We start from the raw sequence: 24537 nt of genomic DNA on the forward strand, positions 1-24537 counted from the left end.
GGATGATAGATTGGTTATCGTAATGACAATCATTATTCCGGACAGGGCATTTCTTTCTATGATCACAAAAACAGCATTTTATATGAAACAAATTTTATGTATCGATCAGTAAACCATTCATATACAAACACAACAACATGGAAATTAATTACAAGTATTTCAGCGCTTTGTGCAAAGTGCTTTTTATTGCATTAACGCTCAGCGCTGCAATGTCCCTGAGTGCACAGGTACCTGCCACGCAGGGCAAGCCCAGTCTGGCAACTGCAACTCTTACCGGAAGAGTTCAAAACCCTTCTGAAGACTCACAAGTCAACGATGTTGCACCCTATGAACCGCAGGACATTGTTGATGCCTTCTCTCCGAATGCTGTAACATTACAGGATATGGAGTTACGGGCAAAGCACCATCCATACATGCCCGAAGAAATCGTAGTTGCGATGGAGTTAGGAACTTCCAAAAGTAATGCAGCTTCAGTGCTCGATCAATTTAACTGGCAGGGGCTTTTTGCGCAGCAGGGAGTTGCGCTTAGTTCAGTGTTGATGAAAGCTGACAGGGGAAGCTTTCGCAGCATAGCGCTGGTGCTTCTATCTTTGCCCGAAGGCACTAAGGTGTTTGAAGCGATGAAAAAGCTGGAAGGCAAAAGTGGAGTTTTATGGAGTTCTCCCAATTTCTATTTCGATGGAGACCCTCGTGAATTCATTCCCAACGACCCCGACTATGCTTATCAATACCATCATCCTCTGATGAAGAATGACCTGGCATGGGACATCACCCTTGGGAGCCCATCAATAATTGTCGCAATAACTGATGATGGCGTTGAATTGACCCACAGCGATCTGGCGCCGAATATTTGGGTAAACACAGGCGAAATACCTGGCAACGGGATTGACGACGACGGCAATGGCTACATAGACGATGTGAACGGCTGGGATTTTGTAAATGGAAATAACGACCCGAATCCTGACCAGTTATCGTATTACCACGGTACACACGTTGCAGGTATCGCCGCCGCACGCACCAACAATGCTATAGGCGTAGCAGGTGTTTCGGGACATTCGACGATTATGCCACTTCAGTTTTATGATTATATAACCTGGACAGCGGCCATGATTAACGAGACATTTACTTATGCTGCTGATAATGGAGCTAACATTGTCAATACCAGCTACAACATAGACTTCTGGGTAGGCGACCCGGTTTTCACTGCCGGACTCCAGTACCTTTGTGATGCAGGGGTATTGCATCTTAATTCAGCAGGTAATAATAGCGAGCTTAACCCTCCCCGCCAGGCTTTCCAACAAACATTGCTGGTTGCCAGCACCGATGCAGCTGATATAAAGAGCAGCTTTAGTAATTATGGAAATGGTATTGATATTTCTGCGCCGGGTAGTTCGATTGGCTCTACATTTCCAGGAAACCTCTATGCTTTTCTTTCAGGTACCAGTATGGCCGCGCCAAATGCTGCGGGAGTAGCAGCGCTGATCTGGTCTGCCAACCCAACCTGGACACGCGATCAGGTGGCAGCTCAACTCCTGGCAACTGCTGATAATATTGATGCTGCCAACCCTACCCTGGTTGGGTTACTTGGTTCGGGAAGGGTGAATAGCTATGCTGCACTGACGTCTGTATTATCGGCTCCCCAGGTTAAGTCAACCTTAGGTTTGCCTGACGAGGGAACAACAATATCAAGGCTTGATCTCACCAGCTTTTCGGTGGCTTTCAATCAGGTGATAGATCCCGCAACAGTCAATAATTTGGCGAATTTTGAGCTACGTAGTGCAGGGCCAAATGAAATTTTTGGCGACGGAGATGACTTTGTTCATACATTATTAACCGCATCAATTTACCAAATAGGGACCAACCAAATGACCTTCCAGATTTCTGACCTAACTCCATTGCAATGGGGGCTTCACCGGTTAACACTGGTTTCGGGCGGGCTGGAAAATCCTTTTGGCACCAGTCTGGATGGTGATGGTGATGGTGTTGGAGGGGATGATTTTGTCCGGACTTTTTCAGTCGTGAATGGTTGTCCTTCAAGGCCAATTCTCTTAGTTGATGCCGATGCTACGGGATTAAACAGAGGTATATCGTGGACAGATGCCTTCACAGACCTGCAAAGCGCACTCAACAGCACCTGTCCCAATATTACCGAAATCTGGGTAGCTGCAGGCACCTATTATCCTACAGCAGGTACCGACCGCAACATTTCATTTATTATGAAAAATGGCGTTGCCATATACGGCGGATTCAGTGGAACAGAAACCCTGCTTTCTGAGCGGGATTGGGTGGCTAACCCCACCATCCTCAGCGGAGATATCAACCAGAGCGGAACTCTGGCCGGAAACTCCTACACTGTAGTTACCGGCTCCGGCACGAACGTCACAGCGGTGATAGATGGATTCACCATCACCATGGGTAATGCTGACGTTACGGGTTCCTATTATGACCCAAACGGATTCGGCGGGGGCATGTACAATAACTCCGGCTCCCCCACAGTAACGAACTGCACCTTTTCGGAGAATTCTGCTTTTTTTGGGGGTGGCGGGATGTTCAATTATGATAATTCTTCCCCCACGATAATCAAATGCAACTTTTCGGGGAATACGGCCATTGATTATGGCGGCGCTATGTTAAATGAGAAATTCTCTTCCCCCACGGTAACGAACTGCAGCTTTTCGGGGAATACGGCAGGTATAACTGGCGGCGGTATGGACAATTATGAAGATTCCTCACCCACGGTAACGAACTGCAGCTTTTCGGGGAATACGGCAGGTTTAAGTGGCGGCGGGATGTCCAATTTGGAGAATTGTTCACCCACAGTAACGAACTGCTCCTTTTCGGGGAATCAGGCTGCTAGCAATGGCGGCGGGATGTTCAATGAATCTAATTCCTCCTCCATGATAACAAACAGCATAATTTGGGGAAACAGCAGCGGGATAGTAAGTACTTCTTCCACACCAACTGTAAATTACTCCATCGTGCAGGGTGGATATGCAGGCACAGCTAATCTGGATGCAGATCCATTGTTTGTTGATCAGCCGCCGATAGGGCCTAGTACAGTTGGGGATTTGCGCCCCCAAGCCCACTCCCCTGCTATCAATATAGGCAATAACTCCGCAGTTCCCCCGGGCATTACCACCGACCTTGACGGCAACCCTCGTATTTCTGGCAGCACAGTAGATATGGGCGCGTATGAATTGCAGACAGACGATACACCGGTTAACCTTGATCTTAACGGTTTGGTTATTGGCGAAAATGACAGCGAGTGTTTTGGCGCCACCCAAAATATCACTGTTCAGGATGTTAGCGTAGATGCCGGAGGCAGCCTTACGCTGATAGCAGGCAACTCAATAATTATTACTCCCGTGTTTAATGTTGCAGCCAATGCTTACTTCCGTGCGTATATTTCTGATGAATACTGCACATTGCCAGCTTCACTGCTTGCCCTTGAATCAGAAGTTGAAAACAACCCGGCCTTAGATTTTAATGAAAACCTTTCGGATGATCTGAGGATTTTCCCAAATCCGACCACTGGCGGGTTTACTATTGAAATGGGAGAAACCTTTGGTTCAAATAAGACTTCAGTAAGCATATATAACCTGATAGGTGAACTGATACTAACGAACGAAAATGTTTTAAATCAGGCAGAGTTTAACCTCTCTGGGCATCCCAACGGGATATATGTTGTCCTGATAAGAAATAATGAAAACACAGAAATCAGGAAGCTGATCAAGCAATAAGCTCTCGGGTGAATGCCCTGTCTGGATAATAGAATTGGTTATCATAACGACAATCAATGTTCCGGACAGGGCTTATTCTTTCTCAGATCACAAGAATAGCATCCTGGCAGTATGCCAATGACAGTGTTTGAAACATGGCCATAACCCCGTCAGAGTTCTGGTTTGCAAGCACAAAGAATGAGTAGAAGCTCTCCGGAATTTTGAAAGGCCAACCCTGATGGGGTTGTCCGGCTATTCGTGCATTCGTGGCATATCCTCACAAATACTCCACTCCCACTTCCTTCAAAAACTTTTTCTCCAGCAATTCCGCCAGCTTCTTCACAACATTGCGGCGGATGTCGAGTTCAACAGGCATTGTGGGATCCTGATGGGCTTCGTTGATTTTGGTTCCAACCAGGAGATTTATTTCATCGCTTTCTAAAAGCATTGCGGCTATGCGATCAGCGGGACCCCTCGTGAAAACAGTATTGCTGTCATACATTTTCAGGATTTGAATTACTTTGCTGATTGTCAACATTCCCTCGGTGATGAGGTCAACACCATCCATATTCGATACCGGCGGCAAATCGGGATCGTGAAATTCGGTTTCATCCATAATTTCAGATCCGAGTTCACGGGCAATAATATCGGCTGTTGTAGCACCGCAAATAATCTTCTTACTTTCAAACTCTTTTACTTTCAAAGCCATCTCAGCATCACTGCCTTCATCGAAGGGCGGGCCAGTACAAAGCAGTAAGCGTCTCGGTTCGCGGAAATAAACCACGGCACAGGAGCAATCGTCCTTAGGATGATAGTTATCGTTGGCAATTGCTTTGGTTACAACCTTGTTAGCTAATTCCGAGGCACTCATTTCCGGATTCTTTTTCAAGGTTTCTTTAACAAACTCCAGGAGGTTGTCCCTTCCCCAACCTTCAGTATATTTTCCACCCAGGCCCGATTGTGTAATTCCATCGCTGAAAAAAACAACACGATCGTGCTGATGGATCTGAAAACGGGCATGGCGCATCACCATTCTTCTGCCCTGCTGGCCTTCGGTAACAAAGTTCTGCCAGGCAATTTCCTTCACTTCTCCATCGCGGACAATAAAGCATTGAGGATTATCATATTCAAGGATGCCGATGTCTCCGTTGTAAGAGATATCCAGTGCAGTAAAAGTAGAATAGCTTATTTTTCGTGTGCTGCAAACTGGCAGCGTCTTAGTTATTATCTCTGCAATGCGCTCAAAATCCTTGTGCTCCTTGATAAAATTCAGCATCATGGTAGCAGTAAGTGTGGCCAGCACATTGGCCTTCACACCATGACCCATGCCATCAGAAAGTACAGCCACTATGCGTTTTTCTTCACGGATGCGGGCCGAGCGGAAAACATCGCCGCAAATCCGCTCGCCTTCATGGTTCTTTTGCTGGCAATGCACTTCAATATACAGATCCTTGCTCATGCTCCGCTTTTTTTCTGCTGTGCGCGGTGGGTTTCAATCAGCGAATTCAGCATACGCTCGGTGTTGGCGGCACCTTCACCCAGTAGCGATCCTATTTCCTGAACCATTTGCAGGTTCTGATCAATCACTTCGCTCAGTCGTTTCACCAGTTCTTCTTTCTGAACTTCGGGAAGGTACATATCGCGAATAACAGCACCGGTAATTTTGTTTTCTACAATGCTGTAAATTGAAACATTCAGCATCTTATCTTCGAAGTGTATATCTTTTCCAAGCACATCTTCACCATTGCTGAGAACATATTTAAACAGGTTGTAGAAACTGAAAGGCAGCAGGGTTTTCAGGTCGGCATTTTTAAGTCCGGGAATCACTTCATTAATCATAGCAGCATCCTCGCCAAGCATTTTCACAAAGCTTTGGTTTGATTCCACCACCCGGAGGTTCTCATTAACGATCACTATTCCAGCTGGAAGTTTCTGGATCAGAACACCAAGGGTTTGCAGCGCTTGTTGCGCCTGAACCGTTTCTTCTCTTGATTGCTTTTCGCTTTCCTGTAGTTGCTTTTGCTTTTTCGACAATTGCTCGTTGGTGTTCCGGAGGGTTTTTATATAATCCTGCTTCGTTCTCAGGGAATACGTGAGGCAGCTGTCGGTTCTGGCCAGGCCCTGGCTAACCGCAATGGCAAAATCGCGGCAAGACTCAAAACCACATTGCTCGCAGGCATGTTGAGGTTCAAAATTTTCATTGCCAGTGGTTTTCAGCACTTCATTTATCTGATCCTCCGATGGCATTGGCAGTCGCTGGTCATCGGGTTGGAATTCACGCGAGTAATCAAGCTTTGCAAATTGCTCAAGGTTCGCAATCCAGTCATTTTCATTAACGGCTTTTATGCGACGAGCAGTGTAATCAGTGACAAGGGCATGGCGGCGGTAATAATCATTGCTGAAACTCATGCCCGGCCCCATCATGCAGCCTTTGTTGTAGAAAAGATTAAAATGGCATTTTACGTCTTCAATGTGCGAACCAAACTCGCGGATGGCCGTCAGAAAATTCTGTTTGCCTGCAGCCGTCCGGATTTTGGATTCAAGCAAATCGGTATTCAAACCGGCAACCTGCACAAACCCGTTGGCAATCGGATACAATGAACCGTGCCGGCTATGCGGCGGGTCGAAATCAGAAAACTCCAATGCCGCTTCGCTGATGTCTCTGCCTTTAAATAACGTTCGTAATTCAGTAAAAGTAATCACCTCATCCACTTTCGATTTTCCATGCGAACGCGAAGCTTCTACTTTGGCCGAAATACAAGGCACAACACTAACCACCTTGATACCATCGCCATATTTTTCGCGCATGATCAACGCCATAGCACTCATTGGTGAAAGCAGTGGCACAAGATTCCTGACCAACTGAGGCTGGTACTTTTCAATGTGAAGCACAAGGGTCGGACAGTTAGAAGTCATGTAATACTTTCCCTTAAAATTCTTCAGCATTGCGCCATATTTTTCCGCTATAATCTCAACTGCAAAAGCAGTTTCCGAGACCCACTCAAATGCAAGCAATCGCAACATGCCTGCAAACTTGCGGTAATCGGTGATATCAGGAAATTCAGCTGCAATGCTAGGATCGAGGATGGCGGCAACTTTGTTTTCAGAAGCCAACAAGGCAGCTACGGCAGGTATGGAATCATGGTAAGTAATTGCATCCTCAGGGCAAGCTTTTAAGCAAGAACCGCAACCTGTGCAGCGATCATGAACTATTTCAGGAAACTCCTGGTTCCGACCCAGTTTAATAGCCCTTACCGGGCATGCCTGTACACAAAGCATGCATTGCGTACATTTTTCCTGGTTCAGATGAATAAGCTCCATAGGATCGCAACTTGGCTAAAAGCAAATGATTGGTCAAAAATAACTAAAACTCAGATATTGGATGAGTATTGGTCAATATTAACAGCTAAAGTTGAACTTGGCGCTTCAAAACCTGCCACTCCGAGTGGTGCTTTGCACCCCATCGGGTGGTAAGCGCTGACAATTAACTGTGCTAAATCCATCAGATAAAATAATATTTGCACCTTTGCATCCGCTTATTAACCAATTAAACTTATTATCATGCGTAAAACAGTTTTAGTAATTCTCCTGTCATGTTTTCTTCCAGTTCTGATAATCCAGGCTCAGACCAAAAGCAAGAAAAAATCAAAATCAGAACCTGTTGAACAGGCATTTCAGCTCAAAACCCTGATGGATACTATTAGTTATATCGTTGGAACCGATGTTGCTTTTACTTTAAAAAGCAATGGTATGGATCTTAATGCTGAAACTTTTAATAGGGGATTTTCACAAGCCTGGTTTGGCAACGACACTATTTTCACTACGGCTCAGGCAGAAACAATCATGGTTAAGTATGGTTCGGAACTGCAAGCCAAACGTGAGAAAGAAAAAGCTGAGAAAGCAACAGCGGTAATTTCTGAAGGAAAGGCTTTTCTTGAGGAGAATAAATCCAAAGAAGGTGTGATCACCACCGAAAGCGGCTTGCAATACTCAATTCTCAAAATGGGAGATGGCGATAAACCTACCGCACAAAACGAGGTGAAGGTACATTATAAAGGCATGTTGCTTGATGGTACAGTTTTCGATTCATCTTACGAGCGCGGGGAGCCGAATACTTTCGATCTGGCAAGATTGATTCCCGGATGGACGGAAGGCATTCAACTAATGCCGGTTGGTAGTATTTTTAAATTCTTTATTCCATCTGAACTTGGCTATGGTGCCCAGGAAATTGGCGTAATCCCTCCAAACTCAACACTCATATTCGAGGTTGAACTTGTGGGAATTGAATAGATCGGGTAGCAGAAATACCTAAATTCCTAGCTGCTTAATTAATTCCTGCACATTTGATGGTTTTCCGATAATCTGCTTGTCTTTATTGAGCAGAATCATAGTTGGAGTTGCATAAAGATAAAAATCTGTGGCTGCCTGTCCATCCCAGGCTTTATAATCACAAAGGTTTGTCCAGAAAGCCCGCAAGGAAGAGTCGTTCAGGTTGTTATTTTCAAGGTATGCCTGAAATTCATCTTTATCATGATCAATAGAAATAGAAACTACTTGCAACTTTTGTGAATCCGACTGATCAATACCATCTGCATTCAACTGTGTTGCCAATGCCTTGATATCCGGCATCATGGCAGTGCAATGCGGACACCAGCTTGCCCAGAAAAATATCAGAATACGCTCCGAATTCAGTTTGCTGAGTTCGAAAGGATTTTCATAAATGTCGTTTTGTTTGATTTCGGGCGCCGGATTACCAGGGGCAAGCAGTTTATATCCAAGCATCCTGCGTTCCAACTCACCCGAATCCTGATCAGAAATGCAGGTTTCATCAACCGGGTAGTTTTCCGCTATGTGAAGCAGCACTTCTTCAAGCCCGATCTGCTCGAAGCCGCTGATGGTATATTCGAGAAGATAGTTATACACTACTGGTTGTATCATGGCAAGCGGTAACAACTGATCGGTTGCCTTAATAAATTCCTCAGCCTGTTGTTCGCGTTCATACCTTTGATTGCGGAACAACATGATAAATGATAAGGCTTTACCAGGGAAAATATCAGTGCGAAGTAGCAAGGTATCTGAGAAATCAACTTTGGCAAGAAAGTTTAACCGGATAAATTGCTGGCGCTCTTCGCTGGAAAGGTAAGGATTAATACGGGGCGATTGATCTGACCGGATATAGGCTGCCAGTAATTGGTTCGAACTACCGGCTAAAAACTCTTTTATTTTTTGCTCCAGTTCATCCTGCAACAGGTTGAATTCCTTGATGACCTCAGGATAGAACCTTTCATCAACAGGGTATATATTCAGCAGATGCTCAAGAATTGATAAACGGGTTTCAAAATCCTCCTTGGCTTTGAAATACGCGTACCACAAGGTATTGACTTCTGAATTATCGAACCTCATACTATCCATCAGAAACCCATAATCAGTAGTAAACCGGATCCTATCCTCACCGGCAAAAAGAAATTCAAGAATGTTGTTCCTGCCAGCAGGGTCAATCCTAAGCCTGTATTGCCCGATTTGAGGCATTTCATCAAGTGTGATCCTGAAAGAACCATCACTTTTAGATTGCACTTCAGAAACATTCGTTTCCTTGTGACCCAACAAACGGTTCAGGATAATTTTACTTTCAGACATATTCCTGATCTGCCCTTCGAACACAAATTTTGGCGGATTCTGGCAAGAAACCTGCGAAACGATGGATAAGCCAAGTGCTACCATCACAAGCACTGAGATGAGGTGATTTTTTTTCATACGGCAAAATTACTGAATCAAAACGTATCCGGTACCAGTATTATTTGAACTACACTTGCACGGAGCATCCTTCACTTTAAATCCATGCTGACAAAGATCAGTTTTATCTATTATTGTTTTACGTTAAAATCTTAACGAACTGCCTGACGATCAAGAAATACTCAGGTGCAGCGCATCGTAATAATTGTTGAGTAGATGACCCAAAAACATCAAAGGTGCAGCGCACCGTTATATTAGAATAAAAGTTCCAGAAAACACCAGAGGTGCAGCGCACCGAAATGCAATATATCAGACAACAGTTCTGATCTGAAATTTGGGTCTGCACCTAAAAGGCTAATAAACATCGATAAATTATGTGATCTCTATGTGGCTATATGTCTATGTGGTTCAAAACTTCAAAATTAACCCCTGTCACGGGTTTCAAAATCTAAAAAAAAGTTGTTCCTTTGCACCCTTATTTTCAAAAAATACAATTAACAAGTTTAATTTATGCCAACAAAGATCAGATTACAGCGCCATGGTAGGAAAGCAAAGGCTTTCTATCATATTGTAATTGCGGATGGTCGAGCACCACGTGACGGAAGATTTATTGAGAAGATTGGCACTTACAATCCTCTAACCAAACCCGCCGACATTGACCTTGACTTCGACCGCGCATTACATTGGCTGCAAACCGGGGCCCAGCCCACCGATACGGTTCGCGCCATATTTTCCTACAAAGGACTCCTCTATAAATTTCATTTATTGAATGGAGTTAAAAAGGGAGCTCTCACCCCAGAGCAAGTTGAAGAAAAATTCACCGCCTGGCTCGAAGAAAAAGAGTCAAAAATCAAGGCCAAAGTAAGAGAGCAGGAATTGCTGCAAAAGGAGGGGATTAAGAAAGTTAAGGAAGAAGAAAGCAAACTGAATGAAGCCCGTGCAGCCGAATTACTAAAAAAACAGGCAAAAGAGGCTGAAAGAAAAGCGGCAAAACTTCGCCCGGTAGTTGAAGAACAGGAAGAAGCTGTTGCTGAACCGGAAGTGGCTACTGCCGAAAACGAACCCATTGAGGAAACTCCTGTAGCAACAGAACCTGAAGTCATAGCAGAAGAAACCAAAGAACCTGAGGTTATTGCAGAAGAAACTAAAGAACCCGAAGCAGTTGCTGAAGTTGCAGAACCTGCAGAAGAAACTAAGGTTGCTGAAGTTACCGAACCTAATGAAGCTGCTGAGACTACTGAAGTTGCCGAGCCTGCTGAAGAAAAAGAAGCGGACGCAGCAACTCCTCAAACCGACGAAGAAGTTGAAGAAATTCAGGAGCCAAAACCTGAAAAACCAGAGTAAAGCAAACACAACACATCAGAGGCTGCCTCCCAAAGGTGGCCTTTTTTTTTGCCAGTTGTTGTGCGAACCAGAAAAACTGCGCTGCATCATTTTGCATATCTTTGACGTTCATTCGTGGAAAAGGAATTTGCTTTAAATCTTAAAATAATTAACAACTATTATGGAAATTGAGGGCCACTACTATCTTGGCAAAATTCTGAAACCCATTGGATTGGATGGCCATCTTTTAATGTTTCTGGATGTTGATGATGCCTCCAATTACCAAAACCTTGATGCTATTTTTGCGTCTATTGGTGGAAACCTGATTCCATTCCTGATCGAAGAAATTAACTTGCGACCGGGCAAACAAGCACAGGTCAAATTTCAGGATATTGACAGTATTGATCAAACCGATCTGCTAACAGGCGCATCTGTCTACCTTCCCATAGCTGCCTTGCCAGGCTTGGGCGAGAACCAATTTTATTATCACGAAATAATTGGTTTTAATGTCATTGACAAGAACTTCGGGGAATTGGGCGAAATTGAAAAAGTACTGGATTATCCTTTGCAGGCTCTTTTACAGGTGATGCATGGCGATAAAGAAATACTCATTCCGGTTGCCGACGAAATAATCAGTAAGGTTGACAAGCAACAGCGGGTCATACACATAGATGCGCCCGAAGGTTTGATTGAAATGTATCTCGAATAAATTCATGAACCAGGCTTTCAGGTTTAAGCAGTTCCAGGTAAACGACAACCTTAGCACCATGAAGGTTGGAACCGATGCCGTGTTGCTTGGTGCATGGGCCACCCCACCCACGGAAGGAAGAATACTTGATATCGGAACAGGTTGTGGTGTGATAGCCCTGATGATGGCCCAAAAATCCAACGCCCATATTACAGCCATTGACATCCACGAACCAAGCGTCCAACAAGCTCAAGATAATTTCGGATTAAGTCCCTGGTCGGAAAGGCTTAATGCCATAAATATCAGCCTCGAAGATTTTACTTCCACTCATAAAAACTGCTTTGATTTCATCGTTTCGAACCCGCCTTATTTCATAAACTCCCTGAAACCCTGTAAAGACGGCCTGCTGTTAGCAAAACATGCTGATGACAGGTTTATGGATGTGTTTATCAGCAGCATCGCAACCTTGCTAAAAAATACAGGAAAAGCCGCGTTCATCATCCCGCCAAATTTATTGGAGGCAATGCTGAGAAAAAGCGTTGATAAGGGATTGTTCATGGTTCGCAAGGCAAACATCTTTAGCAAGCCTGGAACAGCCCAAACAAGGGTAGTGCTTGAATTTGCCATGCAGCAAACCGGTTCAGCAGAGGAGGAAACAATTTTTATAAGGAATGCTAATCACAGCTATACTGAGGCGTATAAAGCGCTTACCAACGACTTTTACCTCTTTCTAAACGAATAAAATCTTTGCGTTAGTTGAATCTTATTCGGCGCGTCGAAGGTTTGTCCTTGGTTTTATCCCGAACCAGCAGATCGCCGGGAGGAAAAACATAGCGAAGTGTGATCCCGAAATAATCGCCGATTGGTTTCACATCATGGTTCTGAATATCAACCTGGCCCCTGAAATAAAAAAGCTGAGAGCGGTAAAGCACTGTAAAAAGGCGATACGTCGGCCCAATAAAAAAATACCCATCATTCTCAGTGCGGAATTCCAGCCTGATTCCGCCTTTAAAGGCTGGCATCATAAAGTAACGCCGCCGCGAAATCTGCTCAAGTTTATAAATTGTATTTCCGCTTGCATCCTTTTCATCCACAGCAGTTTTGAGGTTGCTGGGTAAAAACTGAAATGAAAACCCGGCTGAGTGGCCCATATACAATTTTGGACCAAGCCTGACATAGTAAGTCAGGTTTAATGGCATCTCAAAATTGACAACCTTAAACTGTAATGATTTGGTAAAATCACCATCAATGACTGACACTTTGTAGTCGCGCGATAAACTGTTGATCCCGGTTTCTATCGTAAAACGCGGCGTTAAATTTGCTGAAATCATTGCTCCGTAAGCAATTCCAGGCCTGGGTTCAATTGTAAACAACACATCGCCCACCTGGGTTTCAACGGTTGAAATTCTAAAAAGAGCGCTGGGGATTACAGGCTCAATCTGAAGCCCGAATGCAGCCTTGCGCTCCTGTGCAGATGCGATTGTGAAACTGCTTATAATTAAGAGTAAAGTAAATATCCTGAACATGCTATCAAATTACAATTACTCAAACGAACTTCCGGTGAAAAGATTATTCTTTATAATACCTGCTCTAAGCTTATTGGCGAACCCATAATGGTTCACACTAAAGATTTACTGCTCCACGCCTTTCATTGTCAGTTGAATCCTGCGGCGGGCCATATCAACGTCCAATACTTTTACCTGTACTTTCTGATAAATTTTTACGACCAGGGCCGGGTCAGAAATAAATTTATCCGCGAGGTTGCTCACATGTACCAACCCATCCTGATGAACGCCCACATCAACAAAAGCGCCGAAAGCAGTGATATTGGTTACAATACCGGGCAGAATCAATCCGGGTTTCAGGTCATCAATCTCGCGCACATTCGGGTCGAATGAAAAGTAGTCTATTGCTTCACGCGGATCGCGGCCAGGTTTTTCAAGTTCAGCAAGGATATCATTGATTGTTGGCAATCCGGCCTGTTCAGTCACATAATTCTCTGGCTTTATTTCTTTTCGGAGCGCTTTGTTTTTTATCAGATCCTGTACAGTGGCTTTCATGTCATTGGCCATCCTATATACAATTGGATAACTTTCAGGATGCACTGCGCTGGAATCCAGCGGATTTTCTGCATCGCTGATACGGAGGAAGCCAGCAGCCTGTTCAAAAGCTTTTTCTCCGAACCGGCTCACATTTTTCAACTGTTCGCGCGATTGAAACGGGCCTTTCTTAGCCCTGTGTGCGATTATATTTCCGGCAGCCGAAGGTCCCACTCCTGAAACATAGGTGAGCAATTCCATGCTGGCAGTATTCACATCAACGCCTACCAGGTTCACACAACTTTCAACCACGCCAACCAGGCTATGTTGCAGTGCGTTCTGATCAACATCATGCTGATATTGACCAACACCGATTGATTTTGGGTCAATCTTCACAAGTTCGGCAAGCGGATCCATAAGCCGGCGACCAATGGAAACCGCACCGCGCACTGTTACATCGTAATCGGGAAACTCTTTGCGGGCAAGATCAGAAGCCGAGTAAACCGAAGCGCCTGACTCGTTTACGACCACCACCGTAATATCGCGATCGAAATGTATGCGCCTGATAAAATTCTCTGTTTCACGACTGGCGGTGCCATTGCCGATAGAAATGGCTTCTATTTGATAAGAATTCACCAACGACAGTATTTTCTTTATAGCTGCGCCAACTTCAACTTGCGGAGGATGTGGATAAATGGTTTCATTATGAAGCAAATTTCCCTGGGCATCGAGGCAAACAAGCTTGCAACCGCTCCGGAAACCGGGATCTAATGCCAGCACGCGCTTTTGCCCCAAAGGTGGAGCAAGCAGGAGTTGACGCAGGTTTTCGGCAAATATCCTGATGGCCTCACCATCTGCTTTGGATTTGAGCATTTGCCTTATCTCGGTTTCCATGCCAGGCTGCAGCAAACGCTTATAGGAATCCTTCACTGCTTCTGCCACCTGATCCGAAGACTCATTGTTTGATTTTATGAAAATTTTATCAAGGGTCATAAGCGCTTTCTCCTCGGAAGGAGCGATAGATAACCTCAGCAGCTTTTCATTTTCGCCGCGCATAATGGCCAAAATCCTGTGTGATGGAATTCTTGAAACAGGCTCTTCCCAGTCGAAATAATCACGGTATTTGGCCGCATCATCTTCCATGTTTTTAACAACTTTCGACCGCAAAATGCCTTCTCGTGAAAAGAGCAGCCGCATGCGCTGACGGGCAATTGCATTCTCATTTACCCATTCCGCGATGATATCCCTGGCACCGGCCAATGCTTCTGATTCATCATTAATTTCTTTTGATGGATCAATAAACCGGCGTGCGAGCTGGTTGACATCTCCATCGTGCTGCGCCATGATCATCTTTGCCAGCGGTTCTAATCCACGTTCTTTAGCAACGCTGGCGCGGGTTTTTCTTTTGGGCTTGAACGGAAGGTAAAGGTCTTCAATTTCGGCAAGTGTTTGGGCATTGAGGATGCGGTTTTCCAATTCCGGAGTCAGCATGCCTTGCTCGCGTATGGTGTTGAGCACGGTTTCACGTCGTTTGTCCATTTCTTCGAACCGCAGTGCCCTGTCCTTAATTGCCGCAATTTTGACCTCATCGAGCCCACCAGTCCACTCCTTACGGTAACGGGCAATGAATGGGATTGTAGCGCCATCGCTGAGAAGCCGTATTGTGTTTTCGACAGCTTTACTGTCAATACCCAGTTCGCGGGCTATAAGGCCGGCATATTCAAGCTTCATAATCATCAGATTTTGATTGGTGAAGTAGCGGAAAGGCTAACGCAACAGCATGAACCAACCGTGTTTTGTGGTCTGAATTAGCTGGTTTTCATGCTCCACGTCAAAGACAACCACATACACATATACCCCTGAAGTGCCATTATTGTTTTTAAAATTACCATCCCAACCCTGGCCTTTGTAGCCTTGCTCGCGGGCTTCGGCAATTTCTTCTTCAAATACCAGTTGTCCCCATCTGTTAAAAATGCGGATACTGTAATTGAAAACTGGTCCGCCATAGGGTCTATACCGTTGATTTTCCAACACAGGACTTGAAGGCCGGAATGCAGTCGGTAGCTTAAGGTCCAACGCACGCACTTCAATGATGCGTTCATTCTCACAGCATTCCATATCAACGGCTTCCAGCTTATAGAATCCTTCATCTTCAATAGGTTGAACCCGGAATGTTTCACCTATCCCTCCGGAAAGCAGCTGCCAGGGTCCATCGGGGCTGGTAGAATAATACCAGTAATATTCATAAAAGCCTTCGCCGCCATCGAGCGGGTAAATTGTATTTGGAAAAATCAACAAAACACTATCATTGGGTGGAAGTTCCGGGATTAATTCGGGCAAAGGACGGATGAAAATATCTTCGGCATACGGCCCGAATGTGCCGTTTTCAATGACAGACACATTCAAATATTCCCCGCTGGTATCATACAAGCGTGTTGTTGAAGTCCCGCTTTCATTAACAGGCCCATCGCCAAAGTCCCATCGGGTGGTGGTGGTGTTTGATGTATTCCAGAGGTTAAACTCAACATCATCGCCTTCGCAGTGCCGGTAATAGGTGAAGTGGGGAATATCGAAGTAGCTTTGGATGAAATTGGGCAAACCATTTTGAAAAAACTCGTTTGAAAACCCTGGGATTGTTTCAACAAAGTTGCACGCGGTTCCCATTCTTTTCGGGTTCTCAATAACACCGAGAGATGTGTTTATAGCCTGGCCTCCACGATTGAAGCGGATCACATAAATTTTAGAATCCATTCCGAGTTGCAAGGCAGCAAAGGTGCTGCTTATCGGGGTTGAGGGAACGGATATCAGGTTCACGTCCAGAGTGACAACATCAACCTGAAAAAGCTCGGAAGACTGGGCATCAATAGTTGTTACAAGAGTTGTGAAATACAAATAACGCGAGTCGGATGAAAATTCAACTCCATAAGCCCTGTGATAAGTTTGCGGCAATTCCCGGTGATATGAAACTACGCCTGTTTGGTTATTGAAATCGAAAATTTCAACAATTCCATCCTCGTGAATCACACTTGCAAGTTTATCACCTTTTGGCGAAACCTTCATATACCCTTTGGAATTCCAGATTACCGGATTATCATTGGAAGTGTGGATGGCCCCAATATTGGTAATAGTAGCATTTGAAAGAGCCGGAAGTTCATTTGTAATCGAAAATGCATAAAAACTATCGTTGTTCCAGCCATGAGTAATTACCCAATAATCCTGATCATTGTCGTCCTTAACTGCAGTAAGTTTTTCAGCGGTACGATCGAGCAAGAGTACATTTTTATAGCCTTCAACGATATCTCCATAACCGCCGTTTAGTGCCATATCAATCAAACAATACCTGAAGCCTCTGCTGCCACCTGGTCTTTCAGGGTCGTCAGTGAGAAAAAGGTAATATTGTCCGGGGGCATCCGGACGCGGTACTATCAATGCTGCCTGGGTTGGAATATAAAGATAGTTGCTGAGGTTCTGACCATTGGGCATGCGTTGATGTCTCCGATCCCAAACGTGCTCTCCATTGGTATAAAAAAGCAGGTTGCCCTCAGCATCTGACATGACTGCAGAGCCTGTAGGTGTTGTTAATTGCGATCCTGAGTAAGATTCAACATTGTACTGATCATTAAAAACAAGCCCCAAATTTCTTCCAAAAATCCAGTGCCTGGTTTCCAGCGGTGGTTTGTATTCACAGCGGTCTTGTGCAAAAGTTGTAACTGAGGACAGAATTAATGCCAGAATGCAAAAAGATCGTTGCAGGGCAGCTTTGGTTGTTTTCATATTCTAATGGTAATAGCTAGTTCAGGGTCTTTTACAGATCGCTGTTTTTAATATCTTGAGATAATTAGTTTAACGGTATGGATAAAGTCAAAATTATGAATGCGAACAAAATATACCCCTGGATTTAAGCTGCTCACATTCAACCTGTGCTGCGGGGCAAATGCTCCACCGAGAGGTTCTGCCCCGACAACAAGCTGCCCATAGGTATTATAAACACTGGCAAACAACCCATCAAAATCCTCAGTACATTCAATCATGAGATAATCCTGGGCCGGGTTGGGATAAACCCTGATCTTCGTATTGAGATCAATTCCTGGAATGCCAAATTCGCAGGCCATCATGCTGAATTCGATAAACAACGAAACTGTTTTTTCGCAGCCTGAAACTGTATCTGTAACAGTGACTGTATGAAGCTGCAGTTCATAACCAATCCCTAAGGCGCCTATTGCAAGCGTATCTGTTTCAGCGCCTACTGACCAGGAAAAAATCTGGTTCGGATTGCCGGGGTCGCCTGCATCAAGTGTGACCGTATTAAACACACAGACAAATAGGGTATCCTCTGATGCCGATAAGAACCGAAGATCTTCCGGGATTCGTCGCCAGAGTTCAATTTCTGGTAATGGCTTTACAAATATACTTTGAGTAATATCCTTGAAGCAAGCTTGATCAGAGATAGCGGTGAGCGTTACCTGGTGCGAACCTTCAGCAGGAAAGGAATAAAGCAGTTCATTTCCAACTCCAATCTGCGATCCGTTATAGCTCCAGATTAGCATATCAATTGACCCTTCGGAGATAGAGCTTTGATTGATTAAAGTTGTGGGTTCGCCAAAGCAAACCTGATCGGATGTAAATGAAGGTAGCGGTTCGGCTGCAATTTCCACTGCAATCTCGCCCGCAATTACGTTGAATCCATCATTGATGCTAACATGATAAATAGTATTTGACAGTGGAAATACGATAGGATTTTCCAATGTGGATGTGAAGCCCTGCGGAACGGACGACCACTGGTAAACATAGTTTGCCGAACCCCCTGAGGCATTGGCAAGAAGTTGTGTGCTGAACCCAGGACATACAATGCTATCAGCTGCCGACGGACCAGCAGCCAATGCTGTACCTGAAATGTTAACAGTAACAGCATCCTGAAGACTAGTGCATCCATTCTCATCAGTAACTAGGAGGGAGAATGTTTGGGGCTCATACAGGTTGATGGTTTGTGGATTGCTAACAGCAGGATTCACAAGAAACTCTGACGGCGTCCAGGAATAGCCGTAAGGTGTCGTTCCACCCGAACCGGATCCATTCAGCGTAGTGCTGGTTCCATGAGGGATAGCGAAATCGTTTCCTGCAATGGCAGTTGGCAAACTGAAAACAGTGACGGTAGTTGCTCCGTTGGCCGAATTAAAGCCATCGCTTATTTCTACTGAATAAGTGGTGGTTTGAGTTGGAATGACCAATGGGTTTTGTTCAGTTGAAGTAAATCCGGGAGGGTTGGAACTCCATAAGTATGTATAGGTTCCGGAGCCGCCGCTTGGAAATGCATTCAATTCTGAGGAGCCTCCGGGGCAAACTGCCTCAGGATCCGAACCTACGTCAACACCAAGTGCACCGCCGGTAATGGTTACTGTAACCTGGTCGCTTCCATCGCAACCGTTGGCAGAAGTAACCGTTAGAGTAAAAACTGTAGTTTGAAAAAGATTATGCGTTTGAGGATTTGCTATAGTTGGATCTTCAAGTTTGTCGGCAGGACTCCATGAATAAGAATAGGGTGAAACTGCACCTGACGCAGCACCCTGTAATTGGGTAGCTGTTCCGTGAGGAATAGAAACATCTTCACCGGCATTGGCTGTTGGTTCTTCACCAACAACCACACTCAGATTATCAGAAGCCAGACCAGGGCCGCACATATTCACACCTAAAACGCTGATGCTTGCATTTCCGACAAAACCCGGCGCCCAGTTTACGGTCGCAGAAGTTCCTGTTCCGCTGATGTTTCCTGCTTCAGCTGGCAATAAGCTCCAGGTGTAACTCAAGGCATTGGATGCTCCGGCAGTTGTGTAAGTCACGCCTGTAGTTCCATCGCAGATGCTTGCAGGGCCAGTGGGCAAAGAAGGTTGACCTGGCAATGGGCTCAAGGTTACATTCAACGGAAGTGATAACACCGGACTGCAATAAAGAGGAGTTTCAGTAACCCTTACACTCCCTGAACCAGCCGCCTGCCATAATACTGTTGCTGTGGATGTTCCCTGGCCCTGTGTGATCTCACCTCCTGTGGCTACCCACTGAAAAGTGCTTCCTTGCTGCGGATTCACAGCATGATAGTTTTGCGACGATCCCTGGCAGGCAGTTTGCGGACCGCTGACTGTAGGGCTTGGGGGGCTAAAAATCTGGACAAAGGTGGTAACCGGATCACTGGTTTGGCCAAAAAGAGTGATGATCAATGTGTAGGTTCCTGCATGCGATAAATTCACATTCGGAATTACCGGGTTTTGCTGGGTTGAAGACCAGCCGTTTGGACCGGTCCATGAATAAGTTGAGCCAGGTATTGCATTTTGTACGGAAAGCTGGAGGTCATCACCAATACATAATGGCCCGTTATTGTTGATGGGTGGCGGAACAATGGTACAATCTGTTGTACCCGTACCACCTGTTTGTGAAAAGCTTATATTACACGGTAGGTTTGAGTAGTTTGTAATTAGCAAGATATAGTATTCGTCGGAAACACCATTTGGGATCGTAACTATCTCAGTTGCTGAAGTTGAGTAACTACACGAAACTACTTTGGCCGCAGTAAGCTGTGCAACACACGGATCGGTAGGATGTGTGAAGGGCCCCCAGCAGATGAAATCAATATCCCGCAATGGGTTGCTTTGCATAGTTATAATTATATTCCCGCTGGTTCCGATTTTCATGTGATACCATGCAGGATTAGGACGGGTTGAAAGGCAATCATAATAAGCACCTGCCTGAGCTGTTCCTGAATTTACCCCGGCAGGGAAATTATATGTAGTGCCGGTGCAAAAAGGAAATGATTTATGACAGGAGTCATTGGTTCCATCACGCCCCATCACATAGTTCATGAGGTTGACCTCACGCCGGCCGGAAGCGCCTGCCATATAAATTCCCTGTTCATCCTTATCCCAACTGTTGCTGGCAATTTCTACCTGTGTTTTGATCTGCTCAAGATCAAAATCAAGATATTCCTTTGTTATAGTTACAGGCAATTCTATTTTAACTCCATCCACTCCAATACCTTCATAGGATGGCTCAATATAACTGAGATTAAAAATCAAATCAATAAAATAGATTTTCTCGAAAAGACTGGTATATCCTTCCATGCTAATGAAATAGCTGGTATTGATATTTTCAGCGTGGAAAGAAATTTCCTTACCGGAATTGCTTGACTGTAAGATTTGATTTGAGAGATTATGTTGAGCAGTAGCAAGTTGAACAGTTAAAATCAGAACAGCCCCAATCCGAACCATTGGGTTAAGTAAACGAATCGTCATAGGCATAAATAATTATATATTATCATAACAAATGATAACGCTTTGTTTATAAAATGTTTAAAAAGTTATCATTCCCCCTTAGAACTCACAATAACTTTATAGGAACCATAAAATCCATTTCCAATGACTCTCACCAGATAAACTCCAGGATTAATGTCATGGAGTGAAATATTTATCTCGTATTCTTGTTTTTCACGCGACAGATCGTACGACCTGACTGCCTCGCCCAGCATGTTAATAAATTGAAGGCTGTTCACATATTCAGCATTATCAATTTCAATGGTCACCTGTTTATCGGCAGGATTAGGGTAAATGCTGATGTTCGCGTTTATATCAAGTTCAAATATTCCTATCTCGCACGGAACAATACTGAATTCGATAAAAATACTAGCCGTGTTTACACATCCGGTAATTAAATCGGTAACTATGACTTCGTGATATTGCAATTCATAGCCAATACCCAGGGCGCCAATCGTAAGTGTGTCGGTCTCTGCGCCTACTGACCACTGGTAACTCCGATCAGGATAATCCGGGTCGCCGGCATCAAGTGTAACAGAATTATAAACACAGGCAAAAAGTGTGTCTCCTGACATGACCACTTGCCCCGGAGGTATTCTTCGAACCAAATCAATTACAGGCAAATCTTTCACATACACCTGAATAATAGTATCATTGGTACATGCGTTTTCAGATATTGCAGCCAGTTGCACATTATGCTGACCCGCTGCTGGGAATGCATATTGAAATTCCGTACCCTGCCCGATCATAATGCCATTATAAAACCATTGCACAAGTTGCACCTGTCCTTCAGCAATGGTACTTTGGTCAATGAGTGTTGTAGGTTGACCAAAACAAACTGTATCAGCGGTAAAAGCTGGAACCGGCAAATGCCAGAGAATGACCTGTACAGAGTCTATTTCATAAGGACAGCCCGCACCTTCTGATAATTCATTATAAACCCAATAAGTACCGGGTTCAGAGCCGGAAGGATTAATTACTCCTGAAAGTGGGTTTAATGAAAGGCCGGGAGGGGAAGCAGAAAATTCGCCCGGAAATGAAAATTCACCGAAAATAGGGGCCGGGTTTGGATCATTCTGGCAATATCCAGCATTTGAATAACTAAAATTTGCGAGTACTTCATCCGCAATATTTATCAGCATCGTGCTCGAATTCTGGCAAACCTGGTTTATCGTATAAGTCACATTATAAGAACCTTCGATAGATGATGTAGGTGTTATCAGGCCTGTTGCAGGATCTAACGCCAATCCTGGACTTGATGAGAATAATCCACCATCGAGATTCACTGTTGGTAAAACCGGGGGGCTATTTCGACAGAAAGTAGCCGATGGATAAGCAAACCCGGCATCATCCTTAGGCAAAACATGCATGGTAACTGCCTGCCCGATAGCTTCGCCGGAGCAAAGGTTATCTGCCACTGAAGAGATTGAATAAGTTGTAGTTGAACCTGGTGAAACGTAAAGATTGAACTGACTTGATGTGATGTCAGTAACTTCGAAGGTTTGCTGCCCATTGTTATAACTAAAACTAAAGGGTGGCTGATGTCCTGTGAAATGAACTTTTATCAAACCAGACGTTCCATCGCAGATTGTATCGTTTACCAATTCAAATTGCGCCGTGGGCAGGTTTACAATGACTTCCTTACAAATATTGTCCTGATCCGGTAAACCTGAATTTACAATCAGTTCAATGTTATAAGTTCCGGGTGAATTATAAACAACCGGCTGGGGATTTACATTTGAAGTGTAAGACTGAGCTGGGATTTCATCTTCGCAGGAAGGAAAGAAAACCCTGGAAATATTATCGTTCCCCACATTGGTAACCAGGGCAAAGGTTTGGTCATCGGCCCTGATAAGATCCGAAATACTGTGTGGAAAATTGAAAGCATTGCCCAATTCAGTCAACTTTTCGGCGGTGGGAGTAGATTCAAGATTGTCGCCAAAGTCGAGTCGAACCAGAAAGCTGTTGCCATGTTGTTCACCATCAACAACAAAGCCCAATATCTTATCGCAATATCGCATAAGGGAAATATCCCGGGGACGGGTAAGCATTCCGCTGGTGCTTACATTAACGGCAGTGGGGGAATTGGTTAACGAACCTCCAAAATCAAGACGGATAAGACCTGCATGCCTGTCGGTTACAAAAACATACCATTTATTATTGTGTTTTATAGGGAAAATTCCAACCGGGTCTTTTAGCTTATTGAAGGATCCAAGGTTTTGAACCGCTGGATTTGATTCAATGCCTCCCGGGAATGCAAACCGTGTTACTGACCCATCAATGGAATCCTGGTGGCTGGTGGATCCACTATTGACCGTAAGACCCCACCAAAGGCCACCGGGTCCTTCTTCCTTAAAAATATAAAGGTCATGGGGGAAAAAAAGCTGGTTGCTGGTGTTTAAACTGGTGTATGAGGGTGCATTCGACAATGAGTTTCCAAAATCAAGCCTACGGAAAAAGGCGTTGTTCACACCAAACTCAATTTTGCCGCCAATCACAAAGGCATACCATTTATCATTATCATTAACGATTTGAATACCTTCAGGATATTTCGGCAACATTCCCTGGATATTTGTCACATCAGGCGTAGGGTTCAGAATATCCATACCAAAATCAATGCGTGTTATATAACCATTGCCAGGTGTCGGAACAGTGTTGTTATGATTCACAACCAAAGCAAAGTAATCATTTTGCTGTTGTGCCAATGCAATAAAAACCGGCTGAAAAAATGGGTTCGGATCCAAAGCAACATTTGCGACAGATGGAAGATCGAAAGGACTTGCGGCACAAAAACTCCAGTAATAGTTCTCATAGTTTCCGGTAGTTGTATTGGTAATGTTAACCGGTTCCCCAATACAAACTACAGTTGGTACCGTAAAGTTGGGCCCCTTCTGAGCATAAAAAGAGCCAGAAATAAAAATGAGCAATCCCAGAATCATCAAACGTTTCATATAGTCTGGTTTATTCTGATCAGTTTAAAAAATCATATCAGCCAAATTACCATCCCGAAGCAAGTACATCAATCAAGTGTATGGTTTTCAATGGCAAATTGTGCTTTTTAATATATCCCTCCTGGTGCATCAGACATGATGCGTCCGTTGATACAATATATTCAGCCCCGGTAGCAAGTGCATGTTCAACCTTTTGCTCGGCCATAGCTGTTGAAATGGGTTCGTGCTTCACTGCAAAAGTTCCTCCAAAACCGCAGCACTCGCTGGTATGTTTCATTTCCCTAATCTCTAATCCTTTTACCTGCCCTAGTAACAGGCGGGGTTCATCTTTAATCCCATACTCCCGCAATGCTGCACAGGAATCGTGGTAGGTGATCACATGATTGAATTCAGCACCTATCTGAACCACATTCAACTTGTTCACAACAAAATCGCTGAATTCAAAGATGTTTTTCTTCAGTTGCCTGTATTCATTGTGCAAGGCAGAGTTATAAAACAAAACATCATAATAATTCCGAACCATTCCAACACATGAAGCCGAAGGGCCAACAACAAAACGGTTGTTTGAGAAATCTTTGATGAACTTCTCACCAATAGCTTTGGCTTCGTCCCAGAACCCGCTGTTAAAGGCAATTTGCCCACAGCATGTCTGCTCTTTGTTGTAATGAACCTCCACTCCAAATTTTTCTAATATCCTAACCATGTTGATACCTGTTTCAGGGTAAAACTGATCAATGAAGCAGGGAATGAAAACATCAACGTGCATAAATTCGGGTCGGATACAAG

The 24537-nt window shown here is 44.4% G+C and carries 14 protein-coding genes; 5 read left to right on the plus strand and 9 right to left on the minus strand.

The features are described from left to right. Positions 1-137: 137 nt before the first annotated feature. On the plus strand, positions 138-3740 hold the full coding sequence (locus tag IH597_08970) for a S8 family serine peptidase (GenBank protein ID MBE0662585.1): 3603 nt from the start codon (positions 138-140) through the stop codon (positions 3738-3740). A 256-nt stretch (positions 3741-3996) separates the two neighbouring features. Here the strand turns inward: IH597_08970 and IH597_08975 are convergent, their stop codons facing one another. Together IH597_08975 and IH597_08980 are read right to left on the minus strand one after the other, a co-directional pair. Beyond that, positions 3997-5178, minus strand: a complete 1182-nt coding sequence (locus tag IH597_08975; GenBank protein ID MBE0662586.1) for a SpoIIE family protein phosphatase — start codon at positions 5176-5178, stop codon at positions 3997-3999. Next, positions 5175-7040: a 4Fe-4S binding protein gene (locus IH597_08980; GenBank protein ID MBE0662587.1), complete on the minus strand. Its 1866-nt coding sequence runs from the start codon at positions 7038-7040 to the stop codon at positions 5175-5177. Before IH597_08980 ends, IH597_08975 begins: the two co-directional genes overlap by 4 nt. Positions 7041-7280: 240 nt before the next feature. On the opposite strand from IH597_08980, the gene IH597_08985 reads away from it, so the two are divergent. Further along, positions 7281-8009, plus strand: coding sequence for an FKBP-type peptidyl-prolyl cis-trans isomerase (locus tag IH597_08985; GenBank protein ID MBE0662588.1), 729 nt, complete (start codon positions 7281-7283; stop codon positions 8007-8009). 18 nt (positions 8010-8027) lie between these two features. On the opposite strand, the gene IH597_08990 is transcribed toward IH597_08985, so the two are convergent. Beyond that, positions 8028-9473: a TlpA family protein disulfide reductase gene (locus tag IH597_08990; protein ID MBE0662589.1), complete on the minus strand. Its 1446-nt coding sequence runs from the start codon at positions 9471-9473 to the stop codon at positions 8028-8030. A 489-nt stretch (positions 9474-9962) separates the two neighbouring features. Here IH597_08990 and IH597_08995 point away from each other — a divergent pair, with 489 nt between their 5' ends. The 3 genes from IH597_08995 to IH597_09005 all read left to right on the plus strand — a co-directional run bounded on the left by IH597_08995 (position 9963) and on the right by IH597_09005 (position 12205). After that, a complete protein-coding gene (locus tag IH597_08995; protein ID MBE0662590.1) occupies positions 9963-10796 on the plus strand; it encodes a 30S ribosomal protein S16 in 834 nt (277 codons plus the stop codon). A gap of 160 nt (positions 10797-10956) precedes the next feature. Then, positions 10957-11484, plus strand: coding sequence for a 16S rRNA processing protein RimM (gene rimM / locus IH597_09000; GenBank protein MBE0662591.1), 528 nt, complete (start codon positions 10957-10959; stop codon positions 11482-11484). 4 nt (positions 11485-11488) lie between these two features. Beyond that, positions 11489-12205, plus strand: coding sequence for a methyltransferase (locus tag IH597_09005; GenBank protein ID MBE0662592.1), 717 nt, complete (start codon positions 11489-11491; stop codon positions 12203-12205). Positions 12206-12215: 10 nt separating this feature from the next. Here IH597_09005 and IH597_09010 read toward each other — a convergent pair whose 3' ends face one another. The 6 genes from IH597_09010 to IH597_09035 form a co-directional block, all read right to left on the minus strand. Then, entirely contained in the window at positions 12216-12989 is a 774-nt protein-coding gene (locus IH597_09010; GenBank protein ID MBE0662593.1) for a hypothetical protein, read from the minus strand. 105 nt (positions 12990-13094) lie between these two features. Then, a complete protein-coding gene (locus IH597_09015) occupies positions 13095-15239 on the minus strand; it encodes an RNA-binding transcriptional accessory protein (GenBank protein ID MBE0662594.1) in 2145 nt (714 codons plus the stop codon). A gap of 30 nt (positions 15240-15269) precedes the next feature. Further along, the gene (locus IH597_09020) at positions 15270-17276 is read right to left on the minus strand and encodes a gliding motility-associated C-terminal domain-containing protein (GenBank protein MBE0662595.1); all 2007 of its coding nucleotides are present in this window, start codon (positions 17274-17276) and stop codon (positions 15270-15272) included. A 47-nt stretch (positions 17277-17323) separates the two neighbouring features. Continuing rightward, entirely contained in the window at positions 17324-20782 is a 3459-nt protein-coding gene (locus IH597_09025; GenBank protein MBE0662596.1) for a T9SS type A sorting domain-containing protein, read from the minus strand. Between the two features lie 68 nt (positions 20783-20850). Further along, the gene (locus tag IH597_09030; protein MBE0662597.1) at positions 20851-23751 is read right to left on the minus strand and encodes a T9SS type A sorting domain-containing protein; all 2901 of its coding nucleotides are present in this window, start codon (positions 23749-23751) and stop codon (positions 20851-20853) included. Positions 23752-23797: 46 nt separating this feature from the next. After that, positions 23798-24517: a (Fe-S)-binding protein gene (locus IH597_09035; protein ID MBE0662598.1), complete on the minus strand. Its 720-nt coding sequence runs from the start codon at positions 24515-24517 to the stop codon at positions 23798-23800. Positions 24518-24537 lie beyond the last annotated feature (20 nt).

Source organism: Bacteroidales bacterium, from assembly GCA_014860575.1.
Taxonomy (GTDB): Bacteria; Bacteroidota; Bacteroidia; order Bacteroidales; family JAAYJT01; genus JAAYJT01.